Origin of the sequence: Phaeobacter italicus (genome assembly GCF_019801785.1) — a bacterium.
Taxonomy (GTDB): domain Bacteria; phylum Pseudomonadota; class Alphaproteobacteria; order Rhodobacterales; family Rhodobacteraceae; genus Phaeobacter; species Phaeobacter italicus.
The window spans coordinates 811,781-826,771 of the sequence record NZ_JAHVIJ010000001.1 but is presented as its reverse complement, the minus strand read 5'-3'; the positions used below and the strand labels follow the sequence as shown (position 1 = coordinate 826,771).

At 60.1% G+C, this 14,991-nt stretch carries 11 protein-coding genes and 1 tRNA gene; 5 read left to right on the top strand and 7 right to left on the bottom strand.

Translation table 11 applies throughout. The features are described from left to right. Positions 1-2: 2 nt before the first annotated feature. The 5 genes from KUV39_RS03830 to fabI form a co-directional block, all read right to left on the bottom strand. Positions 3-1,844 carry a peptidylprolyl isomerase gene (locus tag KUV39_RS03830; RefSeq protein WP_222458970.1) on the bottom strand — a complete coding sequence of 614 codons (1,842 nt, stop codon included), beginning with the start codon at positions 1,842-1,844 and terminating at the stop codon, positions 3-5. Positions 1,845-2,010: 166 nt separating this feature from the next. Continuing rightward, positions 2,011-3,168 (bottom strand): aminotransferase, encoded by a 1,158-nt coding sequence (locus tag KUV39_RS03825; protein ID WP_222458969.1) that lies wholly within the window; start codon positions 3,166-3,168, stop codon positions 2,011-2,013. 275 nt (positions 3,169-3,443) lie between these two features. Then, entirely contained in the window at positions 3,444-3,947 is a 504-nt protein-coding gene (gpt, locus tag KUV39_RS03820; protein ID WP_008559751.1) for a xanthine phosphoribosyltransferase, read from the bottom strand. Positions 3,948-3,978: 31 nt separating this feature from the next. Then, positions 3,979-4,593 (bottom strand): LysE family translocator, encoded by a 615-nt coding sequence (locus tag KUV39_RS03815; RefSeq protein ID WP_008559331.1) that lies wholly within the window; start codon positions 4,591-4,593, stop codon positions 3,979-3,981. A gap of 123 nt (positions 4,594-4,716) precedes the next feature. Beyond that, positions 4,717-5,535, bottom strand: coding sequence for an enoyl-ACP reductase FabI (fabI, locus tag KUV39_RS03810; RefSeq protein WP_168613494.1), 819 nt, complete (start codon positions 5,533-5,535; stop codon positions 4,717-4,719). 152 nt (positions 5,536-5,687) lie between these two features. Here fabI and pdxH point away from each other — a divergent pair, with 152 nt between their 5' ends. The 5 genes from pdxH (at position 5,688) to KUV39_RS03785 (ending at position 11,992) form a co-directional block, all read left to right on the top strand. Further along, on the top strand, positions 5,688-6,293 hold the full coding sequence (gene pdxH / locus KUV39_RS03805; RefSeq protein ID WP_008559500.1) for a pyridoxamine 5'-phosphate oxidase: 606 nt from the start codon (positions 5,688-5,690) through the stop codon (positions 6,291-6,293). A 118-nt stretch (positions 6,294-6,411) separates the two neighbouring features. Then, positions 6,412-6,948, top strand: coding sequence for a cold-shock protein (locus KUV39_RS03800; protein WP_037302346.1), 537 nt, complete (start codon positions 6,412-6,414; stop codon positions 6,946-6,948). Positions 6,949-6,954: 6 nt separating this feature from the next. Beyond that, on the top strand, positions 6,955-7,458 hold the full coding sequence (locus KUV39_RS03795; RefSeq protein ID WP_222458968.1) for a DUF192 domain-containing protein: 504 nt from the start codon (positions 6,955-6,957) through the stop codon (positions 7,456-7,458). Positions 7,459-7,501: 43 nt separating this feature from the next. After that, positions 7,502-7,578 (top strand) — tRNA-Pro (locus KUV39_RS03790). A 763-nt stretch (positions 7,579-8,341) separates the two neighbouring features. Beyond that, on the top strand, positions 8,342-11,992 hold the full coding sequence (locus tag KUV39_RS03785) for a vitamin B12-dependent ribonucleotide reductase (RefSeq protein ID WP_046210335.1): 3,651 nt from the start codon (positions 8,342-8,344) through the stop codon (positions 11,990-11,992). Between the two features lie 231 nt (positions 11,993-12,223). Here KUV39_RS03785 and KUV39_RS03780 read toward each other — a convergent pair whose 3' ends face one another. Further along, on the bottom strand, positions 12,224-13,525 hold the full coding sequence (locus KUV39_RS03780) for an O-antigen ligase family protein (protein WP_222458967.1): 1,302 nt from the start codon (positions 13,523-13,525) through the stop codon (positions 12,224-12,226). Further along, positions 13,522-14,979, bottom strand: a complete 1,458-nt coding sequence (locus KUV39_RS03775) for a GumC domain-containing protein (RefSeq protein WP_222458966.1) — start codon at positions 14,977-14,979, stop codon at positions 13,522-13,524. The genes KUV39_RS03780 and KUV39_RS03775 overlap by 4 nt, the downstream gene beginning before the upstream one ends. Positions 14,980-14,991 lie beyond the last annotated feature (12 nt).

Here is a 14,991-nt window from a genome sequence, read left to right as displayed (position 1 = left end):
GATTACTGGAAGTTCGCGTGAACAGCGCTCAGCGCCTGCGGATCAATGCGCGGCGCGGCGCGGGTCTGGACATCCTGCACGAAGGCTTCGAACAGGGCCTGAGCCAGCGCCTGATCCAGCTGGGTGCCCATCGCCTCGGAGAGAGCCGCCATTTCCGGGGTTTCGGCCACTGGCAGCTCTTCGGTCAGGCGCACCACAGCAGTGGCGCGCGGGTCCGAGACGACGGCCACATCGCCCGGTGCCATGTCAAAGACACGGATCATCATTTCCTGTGGTGCTGCCTCGATAAAGGCGGTTCGGGTCAGCCCCTCTTCTGAGGTGAGGATCAGATCTTCGGGCAGGTCGTCACCGCTGCGCAGCAGAGCGGCCACGCGGTCTGCTTCTGCCTTCATCGCCTCTTGCAGGCGGTTGTCCTGCCAGGCCGCGCGCAGCTTGTCCTGTGCGTCCTCAAACGGTTCGGGGCGCGGCTCCAGCTCTTCGTCAAGGCGCAGGGCAAACAGGCTGCCATCTTCGAGGAACTCCACTTCGGGGAAGTCTTCGATGGTGACAGCGGAGGCCACGCTGCGGAAGCCGTCATAAGCTGCGATGCCATCCGAGCTGCCAGTGTGCCAGTTGATCTGGCCCAGTTCCATGCCGGGTTCCTGCTCCAGCTCTTCCAGCGTGGCGCCACCGGCCAACATGTCGTTGATGTCTTCGGCACGGGTTTCGATCAGGCGGCGGGCGCGGTCGGTTGCCAGTTCTGCGCGCAGTTCGTCGCGCACATCATCAAGCTGGGTCACGCGGGCCTCAAGACGGCCGTTGACCCGGTAAAGCGCGGGGCCAAGGTCGCTGTCGAGAGGGCCGACAACAGTGCCGACCTCAGCGGAAAAGACATCCTGCGCAGCCGTGCCAAGATCGCCCATGGTCACATCGCCCATGTCGATATCCTGCAGGGTCAGACCGCGGTTTTCGACCAGTGCCTCAAAGGTGGTGCCGTTGATGTCAAGCTGGGCCTTGGCGCTGGCGGCGGCGTCCTGATCCGCGAAAACAAGACGTTCGACGAGACGGCGCTCTGGCACCTGGTATTCATCGCTGCGGTCGTTGAAGAGCTGCTGGAGGGCGGCCTCATCCACCTCGATTTCATCGACCAGCGCATCGGGGCGCAGGGCGGCGTAGGTGATGACCTTGGTGCGGGGCAGGGTGAACTGGTAGATATTGGCGTCATAAAAGGCGCGCAGCTCTTCCTCGCTCGGCTCAACCGCTGTCAGGGCGATGGAGGCAGGGTCGATCACCAGCCAGTCAAAGCTGCGGCGCGCACCGATGTAGTTGGTCAGGGTATCGCGCAGGGTGTCGGGCATCTCGGTTCCGACCATGACGGCGCCTTGAACCAGCGTGCGTGCGGACTCGCGGCGCAGATCCGCCTCAAAGGCGCGTTCGTTCAGGCCGATGTTTTCCAACGCGAACTGATAATTCTCGCGGCTGAAGTTGCCCGCAGGATCCTGAAACGCCTCAATGCGGCTGATTTCTTCAAACAGGTTTTCGTCACCGATGGACAGGCCAAGATCGCTGCTTTCCTGATCAAGCGCCGCGATTGCGATCAGCCGTCCCAGAACCACACGGTCAAGGCCAAGGGTGGTCAGCTGGGCGATGGGCATACGCTGGCCTGTCTGCGCCTCGAGCGCGCGCTGTTCCCGCTGCAGTTCGCGGGCATAGTCATCAACCGACACCTCCTGGTCGCCCACAACGGCAACAGAGCCGACGGACCCGGTGAAATTCACCGCGCCAAACCCCGCGAGGCCGACAATCAGCATCCCCATCAGGATCCAGACAAAGGTTTTTGATAGTTTTTTCATGCCTGCGGCCATGCTGTCCTCGTAAGTCGGTCTGCGATCTGCGCGGGGCAGATGGGATGCCAGAATATGTTTGGCTCTGAATACGCTGCGGGTCGGTCCGGGGCAAGTGACCTCTGCCTTGGGCGCGATCAGAGAAAAGGGAGCGGGCGGGGAAAGCCCGATCAGGTGGGTGCTGGTTCTAGGGGTGCCAGCCCGCCAATCGATCAAACAGCATCTTGATGCCGTCTTCGTCGACATTGGCAAAGGCGATGCGGAACTGGCGGTGACCGGCTGTTTCGCTTTTGGGTGTGAACATGCTGCCGGGCAGCATCATGACCCCCAGTTCGCGCACCAGCCGTTTCGCCAGATCCTCGGAATGCTGCGAAAACGGGTGTTCGACGTAGGCGAAATAGGCACCACAGCCCAACAGCTTCCAGCCGCGCTCTGCCAGGGGGCCAAAGCCTGTTTCGATGGCGGCGCGCCGGTTCAGCAGCTCTTGCCGTTCCCCCGCCAGCCAGTCGTCCAGGTTCTGCAACCCCCAAAGCGCACCAACCTGACCGAGCTGTGCGGGGCAGATGGCAACGGTGTCCAGGAACTTCTCCATCTCGTAGAGATGATCGGGGTGGGCTGCGATCGCGCCAAGGCGGTGGCCCGTCAGGCGATAGGCCTTGGAAAAGGAATAAAGGTGGATCAGCGTGTCGGACCAGTCGGGAAGCTGAAACAGCGCGTGGGGCGCACCGTCGCGGCTGTCGAAATCCCGGTAGGTTTCATCCACGATCAGCGTCAGGCCACGGTCACGCGCAAGGTCAAAGAACCGGCGCACCAGCCCGTCGGGGTATTCCACACCGCAGGGGTTGTTCGGTGTGACCAGAACGATAGCGCGGGTGCGGTCGGTGATCAGTTCTGCCGCGGCATCCGGGCAGGGAAGCATGGCCTCGCCAACGGGCAGCGGGCAGGTTTCGACCCCTTCCATATCGAGCCACATCTTGTGATTGAAGTACCACGGCGTCGGCAGGATGACCTGATCGCCGTCCTTGCAGATCGCGGCGATGGTGGCCGCAAAGGCCTGATTGCAACCTGCAGTGATCGCTACCTGCTGGGCTGAAATCTCGGCGGCGTAGTGATCGGACATCTTGCGCGCAAGCTCTGCGCGAAGCGCGTCCTGACCGAGAACAGCACCATAAAGATGGCTTGCGTCATCGTTCAGCGCGGCCTCGGCAATGGCGCGGCGCAGCCCTTCAGGCGGTGGGTCGGCAGGGGCCGCCTGACTGAGATTCAGCAGCGGCAGATCATCCGGCAGAGACAGCCCCTCCAGCCATCGGCGCGACTCCACGATGGGGGACACGAATGTGTCCATGGTGCGGGAGTGCTGTCGCGTCGGTCCCTTCTGAACAGAGGAGCTGCGGGTCTGGGCCATAATTCGGATGTTGCCTTATGTGATCGTGGGTCTTTTCGGCCCGAGGTTGGGCAGGGCCGCGCATACTCCGCCGCAAGCGGTAGGGATTTGCAAGGGCAGAAGCGTGCATCGGGCGATTTTTCCACTCATGGACGGGCCGATTGGGGCAGGGCCATGAAAAAAGGCGCGCCCGATTGCTTCGGTGCGCGCCTTGGTGGTCTGGCCTTGGGGGCCGATCAGTCGGTGCCGCGGTAAGGCTCGACGTATTGCAGCGCCATGTCCCACGGGAAGAAGATCCAGGTGTCCTGGCTGACTTCGGTGATGAAGGTATCAACCATCGGGCGGCCCTTGGGTTTGGCGTAGACGGTTGCAAAATGCGCCTTGGGATACATTTCCCGCACCAGTTCCAGGGTTTTGCCGCTGTCCACCAGATCGTCGATGATCAGCACGCCTTCTCCGTCGCCCATCAGCTCGGCGTCCGGGGCTTTCAGCACCTCGGCCTTGCCCTGCTCCTGGTGGTGGTAGGACTTGACGCCGATGGTGTCGACCACCCGGATGTCCAGCTCGCGGCTGACGATCATCGCCGGCGCCATGCCGCCCCGTGTGATCGCAACAACAGCGCGCCATGCGCCATCATCAGGGCCTTGGCCATCCAGACGCCACGCCAGCGCACGGCTGTCGCGGTGGATTTGGTCCCAGGAAATATGAAAGCCTTTTTCATGAGGCAGACGGTCGGTCATTTTTGATGCTCCTGCTTGGATCCGGCGGGCGTCAGACGGCGGCGATCTTGACGCCGAGAGCAGCCAGCAGGCCGCCAAAGATCCGGTCGATCACATGTTTGAGGTTGATATACCCGCGTCGCGTTTTCTCAAAGGAGAAGATGCGCGCGACAAAAGTGTTCCAGGTGACTTCACCCAGAAAGATGCAGAACAGAAGCGCGGCGAGGGCCAGCGCGCTGCTGTCTTCGGGGACGGTGCCGACAAAAACGGCACCAAAAAATGCGGCGGGCTTTGGGTTTGACATCTGGGTCAGGATCCCGAGGCGGAACGCGGCAAATGCGGTTTGGGGCAGGCGGGCGTCGCTTTCTTCCGACATGGGCTCGCTCGCGTGACGCCACATGTTCCAGGCCATGTAGATCAGAAACGCAGCGCCGCCGATCTTGAGAAGCGTCAACAGGAAGGGCGCGTAATCAAACAGGAGGTTCAGCCCAAACAGCGCGGCGCCTGCCCACATGATGGCGCCGGTGCCGATGCCAACGGCCAGCGCCAGTCCGCTGCGCCAGCCGCGTGCAAGGCCAACGCGTGCGGCCATCAGGACGGCCGGGCCGGGGCTGATCGCAGCCATGAAACACAGCAGCACAGAGGCTGTAAAAGCGGCAAAGGTCATGGCCTGTCAGTCCTTGTTGTGGGCGCGGTTTTCTGCGGCGCCTTCTGTATGTTTCATCATATCCCAGCGGGGCCGCCCATCCAAAGACGGCTGGATGGCCCGGGGTTTTGCGCAGATGGACGGTTATTTGCGTCCCGTGGCGGCATCGATGTCGGGCGCATCAACGGCCTTCATGCCAACAATGTGATAGCCCGCATCGACGTGCAGGTTTTCGCCAGTGACACCGGCAGACATGTCCGACAGCAGGTAAAGCGCGGAATTGCCCACATCATCAATGGTCACGTTGCGGCGCAGAGGCGAATTCAGCTCGTTCCACTTCATGATGTAGCGGAAATCACCGATGCCCGAAGCGGCGAGGGTCTTGATCGGCCCGGCCGAGATGGCATTGACGCGGATACCGTCCTTGCCCAGATCTTCGGCCAGGTATTTAACCGATGCCTCAAGCGCGGCCTTGGCAACGCCCATCACATTGTAATGCGGCATCACCTGTTCTGCGCCATAATACGTCAGCGTCAGGGCACTGCCCCCGTCGGTCATCAGCTTTTCTGCGCGCTTCATCACGGCGGTGAACGAAAAGACAGAGATATCCATCGTCATCTGGAAGTTCGACCGGCTAGTGTCGACGTAGCGGCCGCGCAGTTCGTTCTTGTCAGAAAAGCCGATGGCGTGGACCACAAAGTCCAGCTTGCCCCATTTTTCCTCCAATGCGTCAAACAACGCATCGATGGATCCTTCGTCGGACACATCGCAAGGAAGAACGATATCGCTGCCCAGTTGCTCTGCCAGCGGATCGACGCGCTTTTTCAGCGCCTCTCCCTGATATGAGAAAGCCAGATCTGCCCCGGCATCGGCACAGGCCTTGGCAATGCCCCACGCAATGGATTTGTCGTTGGCCAGGCCCATGATAAGGCCGCGTTTGCCGGCCATCAGTTGACTAGACATGCAGGATCTCCGCCCCTGAACTGTGAATTTGATGACCTTTAATATGTCGCGCGCGGCGCATCAAGGGCGCAGTCCCTTGTCGCGGCAGCGAACCGGCCCTAGGTTGCCGCAGACGCAGATGAAATTCACCAACACAACGAAAGAGGTGTGCCATGTCCGATCGCAGCGGGATCTTTGCCGGAGACGACCCATTTGCCATCGCGCGCAGCTGGTTGAGCGAGGCCGAAGAAAGCGAGATCAATGATCCCAACGCGATTGCCCTGTCGACGGTCGATCCTGACGGTCTGCCCAATTGCCGGATGGTGCTGTTGAAGGAAATCGAGGACGGCGCCTTTGTCTTTTACACCAACTATGAAAGCGCAAAAGCGGGCGAGCTGGACAGCGCGGGCAAGGCTGCGTTTGTCATGCACTGGAAGTCGCTGCGCCGTCAGGTCCGTGCCCGCGGCATCATCACCCGAGAAGATGGCCCGCAGGCGGATGAGTATTACAAATCCCGCTCGTTGAAGTCGCGCCTTGGGGCCTGGGCCTCGGCACAGTCGCGCCCGCTGTCGAGCCGGGGGGCATTGATGGCAGAGGTGGCCAAAGTCACCGCAACCAAGGGATCCAACCCCGATCGGCCGCCATTTTGGGGTGGTTACCGGCTGACACCTCTGGAGATAGAGTTCTGGGCTGACGGTGCATTTCGCCTGCATGACCGTTTTGTCTGGCGGCGTGAAAGCCCTGACTCTCCCTGGGCAACCACCCGCCTATGCCCCTAGGTCAAGAGCGAAGAATAGCAGAATTGTGACAATGATGTTTGTTTTTGGCTTGAACTTGGCTTGGAGATTAGAGCATCACACACGGACCTATAAAAAAATCAAATGGTGGTAAACGACCGTGGCAGAAGACTTGAGCAGTTTGCAGCAGATACGCGGACTGGTGAAATGGTTCGATCCAACAAAAGGTTTCGGCTTTGTCGTCTCCGATGAGGGCGGGCCGGATATTCTTTTGCATGTCAACGTGTTGCGCAATTTCGGGCAGAGCTCGATCGCGGATGGCGCGCAGGTTGAACTGGTTACGCACCGCACAGAGCGCGGTGTCCAGGCCGTCGAGGTGATCTCTATCACCCCGCCTGAGCGTGACGACAGCCCAGTCCTGAGCGATTTCGCGGAAATGGACCCAAAGGCCCTCTATGCAGAGCCGCTGCTGCCCGCGCGGGTGAAGTGGTTCGACAAGGGCAAGGGGTTTGGTTTTGCCAATGTATTCGGGCGCCCAGAAGACGTGTTCCTGCATGTCGAAGTGCTGCGCCAGTCCGGCTTGTCCGAGCTGCAGCCCGGCGAAGCGCTGGGAATGCGCGTGATTGAAGGCAAACGTGGTCGGATGGCTGTCGAAGTCCTGGCCTGGGAGGCCGCACTTCAGGCCGATCAGGAGTAACACAACATGCCCAGCCTTTGGTCCCGACTGACGCAATTCGTGACTGCCGGGGCCGGGGCTATTGTTCTGTCGCTCTCTCTGAGCGGGGCAGTCGCTACCGAGACAGCCTGCAACCCGGATCAGATTTCGCTGCGCGGTCCCTGGGGATCCGCGCAGTTTTCCATTGAAATAGCCGACACTGCCGAGGAACGGGCGCAGGGATTGATGCATCGCGCGTCGATGCCGCGTGGGGCAGGGATGTTGTTTGTCTACGACTATCCCCAGCGCACGGCGTTCTGGATGAAGAATACCCTCATCCCGCTGGATATGTTGTTTATCGACAAATCCGGCGTGGTGACTCGCATTCATGAAAACGCAATTCCCGGTGACCTGACCCCGATTGAAGGGGGCGACAAGGTGTTTGCTGTCCTCGAAATCAACGGTGGACTGGCTGCGCGCTATGGCATGACAGAGGGTACACAGACCCGGCACGAAATTTTTTCCAAATTTGGTGCGATTTGGGCCTGTTAGGGCTTTTCAAATCAGAAAGTCGGCGGTAGGAAGGCGCACGGTCCGGGGCGTGGCGCAGTCTGGTAGCGCACCTGTTTTGGGTACAGGGGGTCGTGAGTTCGAATCTCGCCGCCCCGACCATTTCCTCTAACGAGGATCAAAAACACCGCGCTTTATGCGCGGTTTTTTTGTGTCTGTTTACCTGGTTGAAAGGGGTTCGGGTTCACGGCTCAGAATCGCGTTCTCCGGTTTCCGGGCCACGATCTTGACGGTGGTTTTCCTCCGCAGGCGGGGTGGCGTTAATAGACTGTTAACCAACTGTTGCGGGTTGGCGTCGGATCGGTTTTACGGTAGCGCCTGCTTGGCGAAAAAAGTGGCGGAAGAAACGCTGTGCGACCTAGGGGTGAATTGGAGTTTTGCTACTCATCTTTAAGGGTCTGACCTGTGGATGAAACCACTGCAGGCACGCGCGGGTTTGATGGGTATAATTGGGGCAAACCCCTCTCTGCCCGTCAGAAATTTGTCGCGGCTTCACCTGCTGCTGTTGCGGAAACCTGTGGATGAAATCGAGCTGAATCGAGCGCGTTCGTCTGCCAAAAAAACCGTTAAAACAACGTCAATAGAAAAGATGCTCACAGAGCCCTAACTTTTGCGTTGACCCCCTATGGTCGAATACGTCAAATTGTGGATGTCAGAGCGTGCAGCACAAAATATGGTGGGTTCCACCTCCTCCCTGCACCAGAGAGACACCTATATCATTGGCCCGCGTCGCGGAGGCAGCCGCCTCGGTTCGCATCTTTCACAAGGTGCGTCAGCAGCGTTTTTCGGAGTCCTGTGATGCCGCCACGTCGCCGCAGAAAGGCGCGTTTTGTGAAATTTGGACTGCAAGAAAGAGGCAGACGGCATGAAAATTGAACGGAAATTCACAAAATCTGGGCAGGACGCTTACGCCGATCTGGAATTTGTTCCAGCCACATCGGAGATCCGAAATCCCGATGGCACCATCGTGTTCCGTCAGGAAAACATCGAGGTGCCCGCGAGCTGGAGCCAGGTCGCAAGCGACGTCATCGCACAGAAGTATTTCCGCAAAGCCGGCGTGCCGAGCAAACTGAAAAAGGTCCGTGAAAAAGGCGTGCCTGAGTTCCTCTGGCGCTCGGTCCCGGCTGAAGACGACACCCCCTGCGGTGGCGAGGTTTCTTCCAAACAGGTGTTCGACCGTCTTGCCGGTGCCTGGGCATACTGGGGCTGGAAGGGGGGCTATTTCTCTTCCGAAGATGATGCGCGCGCCTATTTCGACGAGATGCGCTATATGCTCGCAACCCAGCGCGCGGCGCCGAACTCTCCGCAGTGGTTCAACACCGGTCTTCACTGGGCCTATGGCATCAATGGTCCGGCGCAGGGCCACCACTATGTGGACTACAAGACAGGCAAGCTGACCAAGTCCGACAATGCCTATGAACACCCGCAGCCGCATGCCTGCTTTATCCAGTCGGTCGAGGATGATCTGGTCAATGAGGGCGGCATCATGGACCTGTGGGTGCGCGAGGCGCGCCTGTTCAAATACGGCTCCGGTACTGGCACCAACTTCAGCCATCTGCGTGGCGAAGGCGAGGCGCTGTCGGGGGGCGGAAAATCCTCCGGTCTGATGGGTTTCCTCAAGATTGGTGACCGAGCGGCCGGCGCGATCAAATCCGGTGGCACCACACGCCGTGCTGCGAAGATGGTGATCGTTGACGCGGATCACCCAGATATCGAGCAGTTCATCGAATGGAAGGTGATCGAAGAGCAGAAAGTGGCGTCCATCGTTGCTGGCTCCAAGATGCACGAGAAGATGCTCAATGGCCTGTTCGAGGCCATCCGCAGCTGGGACGGTGCAGAGGCAGACGCCTATGACCCCGCGGTGAACGAAGGTCTGAAAAAGGCAATTCGCGAGGCCAAGAAGGTTGCGATCCCGGAAACCTATATCAAGCGGGTTCTGGATTACGCAAAACAGGGTCACACTTCGATCGAATTCCCGACGTATGACACCGATTGGGACAGCGACGCCTACAGCTCTGTTTCGGGCCAGAATTCCAACAACTCCATTCGCGTGACCAACGCGTTCCTGCATGCGGTACAGAAAGATGCCGATTGGGAACTGATCAACCGGGTGGACGGCAAAGTTGCCAAAACCGTGCGGGCCCGTGACCTGTGGGAAAAGGTCGGCCATGCGGCCTGGGCCTGTGCCGATCCGGGCATCCAGTTCCATGACACCGTAAACGAATGGCACACCTGTCCGGCGGACGGAGAGATCCGTGGCTCCAACCCCTGTTCGGAGTACATGTTCCTTGACGATACCGCCTGCAACCTCGCATCGCTGAACCTGCTGACCTTCCTCAAGGACGGCGAGTTCCAGGCCGAGGACTATATGCACGCCTGCCGTCTGTGGACCGTGACACTGGAAATTTCGGTCATGATGGCCCAGTTCCCGTCCAAGGAGATCGCGCAGCGGTCATATGATTTCCGCACGCTGGGTCTGGGTTACGCCAACATCGGCGGGCTGCTGATGAACATGGGTTTTGGCTATGACAGCATCGAGGGGCGCGCCCTGTGTGGAGCCCTGACCGCGATCATGACCGGCGTCTCTTACGCGACTTCGGCAGAAATGGCGTCAGAACTGGGCCCGTTTGCCCGCTACGAGGCGAACGCCAACCACATGCTACGGGTGATCCGCAACCACCGCGCAGCGGCGCATGGCTCTGTGGATGGCTACGAAGGTCTGGCAGTCAAACCCGTGCCGCTTGATATCGCGAACTGCCCGGACCCGCGTCTGGCGGAACTGGCGATGAGCAGCTGGGACGAAGCGCTGGAGCTGGGTGAAAAGCACGGCTATCGCAACGCACAGGCCACCGTTGTGGCGCCGACGGGCACCATCGGCCTCGTGATGGATTGCGACACCACCGGGATCGAACCTGATTTCGCGCTGGTGAAATTCAAAAAGCTCGCAGGTGGCGGCTATTTCAAGATCATCAACCGTTCTGTTCCTGCTGCGCTTGAAGGGCTGGGCTACAGCACGGCGCAGATCGGCGAGATCGTGTCTTATGCGGTGGGCCACGGCTCTATCGGCAATGCGCCGGCGATCAACCACACTTCGCTGGCCGGACACGGCTTTGGCCCCAATGAGCTGGCCAAGATCGACGCCGCCCTGGAGAGCGCCTTTGACATCCGTTTCGTGTTCAACCAATGGACCCTAGGTGAAGATTTCTGCACGGGCGTTCTGGGCATTCCGGGCACCAAGCTGAACGATCCGACCTTCGACCTGTTGCGCCACCTCGGCTACACCAAGGCAGAGATCGAAGCCGCGAATGATCACGTCTGTGGTTCCATGACGCTTGAGGGTGCGCCGCACCTGAAAGAAGAGCACTACAGCATCTTCGACTGCGCGAACCCTTGCGGGAAAAAAGGTAAGCGTTATCTGAGTGTTGATAGCCACATTCACATGATGGCAGCGGCCCAGTCGTTCATCTCTGGCGCTATTTCCAAGACGATCAACATGCCAAATGACGCCACCATCGAGGACTGTCAGGCCGCTTATGAGCTGAGCTGGTCGTTGGGGGTGAAGGCAAATGCGCTTTATCGTGACGGCTCCAAACTCAGCCAGCCGCTGGCGGCTGCGCTGGTCGAGGATGATGATGAAGCGGCTGAAATCCTTGAAAGCGGTTCGCAGCAGGAAAAGGCTGTGACGCTGGCAGAGAAGATCGTCGAAAAGGTTGTGGTGAAGGAAGTCATCAAATCCCACCGCACGAAGATGCCGCAACGCCGGAAAGGTTATACCCAAAAGGCGGTTGTGGGCGGTCACAAGGTCTATCTGCGCACCGGCGAATACGAAGACGGCAACCTGGGCGAGATTTTCATCGACATGCACAAGGAAGGCGCTGGCTTCCGGGCGATGATGAACAACTTTGCAATCGCGGTGTCCGTTGGCTTGCAATACGGTGTCCCGCTGGAAGAGTTCGTGGATGCCTTCACCTTCACCAAGTTCGAGCCTGCAGGCATGGTTCAGGGCAACGACTCGATCAAGAGCGCGACGTCGATCCTCGACTATGTGTTCCGCGAGCTGGCAGTCAGCTATCTGGACCGCACCGACCTGGCACATGTCAAACCGGAAGGCGCGACATTTGATGATCTGGGCCGGGGCGAAGAAGAGGGCGTGTCCAACGTCTCCGAGCTGAGCGAAACCGCGGCAACCCGTTCGCTGGAAGTGCTGAAGCAGATTTCTTCGACCGGATATCTGCGCAAGCGTCTCCCGCAGGAGCTGGTGGTTCTGCAAGGTGGCCAGACCGCAAGCGATCTCTTGGCAAGTGGCACGGACACTGTCGCGGCCCTGCAATCGCTGGTGCCTGAAACCTCTGCTGTCGCGGCGCAGGCTGTCACCGGCGGTATGGACGCACGGACAAAGGCGAAGATGCAGGGCTATGAAGGCGAGGCCTGCGGGGATTGCGGCAACTACACGCTGGTGCGTAATGGCACCTGCATGAAGTGCAACACCTGCGGGGCGACCTCTGGCTGCAGCTGATCCGGCGGATCAGCCCTGCACAAGGCAAGAACATCGATCTGCGCTGCATCGGTTGGCGCGGGTCAGCCAACTCGGGATGGGTGCGCTCGTCCCGCCACGGACCGGGCACAGGCAACGACCTCGGGCGGTAATCAAAACCACCGGTTCCGTGTACCTCGAAGGGGAGACACAGGCTGTCTCCCCTCTTTCTTTTGGATGAGGTGTGTCGCTTAGTGTATTGGTTTGATGTGATTATATCGGTGCGGCTGCGCTGCCGAGAGCCGGTCTTTCTGGGCAACTGTCTGCCTGCATTTCGCGAAGATGCACGCCAAGCATCACAAGACCCGGCCAAAGCATGTAGGCTTCGATCTCGATGTTCTCGCCAAAAGACAACAGCACCATGGTCATCAAGATACCAAGCGGCAGGCGTCCTCGGGGATTGCGGGCAGCGTCAGCCATCACCACGCAGATGTGCAGGCCCAATGGCACCGCAAGCGCGAGAAATCCGACCACACCTTTGACGAACAGCAGGCCGAACCAGGTGTGATGGCTGCCGATTGGCATGTATTCCACGAGATGCGGACCGGGCTGGACGGTGCCATGCCCGAACCAGAAGGCATCGTTCTGCCAGCGTTCCTCGGCGATGCGCTGAAGGGTCTCGCGCACCCGCGTGCTGTCTGCGCGCGCCTCTTTGAAGGCGGTGATCCCGTTTTGCACAAAACTCAACAGCGCGGTGCCCACCACAGCAAGCGAAGCGGTCAAGGCAGCGGTGACATGCCAGGCCCATCCCTTGAGAACAAGAGGCAAGAGCCGCGGGCCAACAGTGCAGGCCACCAGCCCGACCAGCCCCATTCGCGATTTTGACGCCAAGATCATCAAGACGCCTGCGGCAATCCCCGCCGCCTTCCAGTTGCGGTTCTCCTCTTCCATCGCGAACAGCACCATGATGACCCCCAGCAAAGCGGCAAAGGGCGACCAGGGGGCGTAGAACTGCCAGCGCGGTGTCCAGCTGGAGGGGTCATAGGTGAAGAAATAGACGCTGAAATACTCTGGTCCCGGTCCCCCCAGAACCTTGAAGGGAGAGGTGAAGATTTTCTCTGGCAGACCAATGTATGGCGCAATCAACAGGATCGGCGCGAGCGCGAGTGTCCAGGCTCCGACTACACATTGGCCACGGATCAGGAGCGAGCGGCGGATCGGCAGGATGGCCCCAACCAGTGGAAACAACGCCAAAAGCGCCCAGCCTTTTGCCCAGCCGATGCTCGATTTGATGGTCTGCTTGGTGCCAAGGCCCCAGTCCAGATGGCCCACCCAAAGCGCCAGCAACATGACCGCCATGCCCAGCCCCCAGATCCAGATCAGGCCGGACACTGTGGTTGCGGGCTGCAGGTCCTCTCGCATTGCAGGCCCAAGGTAGGCCGCGAGCAGCGCCAGCGCTCCGGCCGTCCAGCCCAGCACCGGGCCGACAGCGTAGAGGGCACCAATGGCATAGAACGGCCACGTCCAGATCAGCGCCTTGTAAAGGAGGCTCTCTGCCGGGTTTTGCGGGCTCATCCGGCAACCCCCTTGGTTTTTTCGCGCCGCATGATCAGCTTGTCGATCAGTGCAGAGCGGCCCCAGCCAAGCGCCAGACCAATGGTCAGCATCAACGTGGCGGCGCCTCCGGCAGCCAGCGCCAGTTTGCGATTGGGCGAAGACGGGCGATCAGGCAGGGACGGGTTTTCCAGAACCTGCACCAACGGGTAGGAGGCATAGACGTCCGATTTGGTCGATTGGCTACGTGCGATAGCGCTGGCAAACACCGCCTCTGCAACGGAAAAATCCCTTTGCAGATCTTCAAGCCGGGCCGCAGCCGGGGCAAGACGCGTGAGGGTGGCCTGTTCCTGCTGCAGGCGGGTTTGCATGGTTTTCAGTTGTTCGGCTGTGCCTGCGCGGGTGGCATCCAGCTGAACGAGGCGCGACAGCAGTTCGGCCCTTGCCCCGGCGGGGGCCACGTCCAGCGTGGCCAGTTGGCTAAGGGGCAGGCCGGTCACGGCACTGGCGCGGATCCGGGCTGTCTTGAGGGCTGTTTCATGGGCCTGGAAAGCGTTGCGCACCTTGGGGTGCTGTTCACCGAAACTTGCCCGCGCTTCGGCCAGCGCCGCAGCATGGGTGCCGACCTCGTCGATCAGGGCCACAAATTCACTGTCGGCATATTGTTTAAGTGTTGCAGCGGCGGCTGCAGCGCTGAGACCAAGGCTCGCCTCAAGGGCTGCGACGCCTTCAGTTGCATCATTCAACTGCGCGATCAGATCCTCGACACGACCGCTCAGGCTGCGGGTGGCCTCTGCCATTGCGTCGTAGTCCTCGGCGGACAGCAGACCTGTTTCGTTCTGCAAGGCAACGATTTCCTGCCGGGTCCCGGCAACTGAGGTGCGGTATTCATCAATCGCCCCCAATCCGCTGTCCTCGCGGGTGTTCTGTTCATCGGCGCGCAGGGCATCCAACTCGCTCAGGAAGGCCGCAATCAGCGCATCGCCACGGGCCTGTGCGTCCTCTGGCGAACGGCCCGTGACCTCCAGATGGATCAGGCCGGTCTGATCAACCAGTTTGATCCGGGGCTTTCCAAACGCCTCACGGCTGAGATCAAGCGAAGCCGCTGCCGCCGCGAGAATGCGATCAGCGCCAAGCAGGCGCTTGTAGGTTTCGGTTGGGCTGACGGAGTTGGAGGCAAAGGCCGAATTCGCATAGGACGTGGCCTGACCGATCCCGTTCAGGTTCAAGGAGGCCGAGGCACCGGACCCCGGCAGGATCAGTGAGGTGTGCGAACGAAAGGTCAGAGGCGCTGTTTTGAGATATCCGCTGATGGGGGCCCAGATCAGCGCAGAGCCCAAAATCAGGCTGGCGGTGTAGCGCGGCAGGCGCCCCAGATCGTTCAGACGCCCCCCTTTCAGGGCGCGGATCGCGTTGTGGCGAAAGCTGTGCTTTGGCTTGGCGAGAAAGTTGTAGCGAAGCTGTTCGGGGGTCATTGCGGCTCTCCT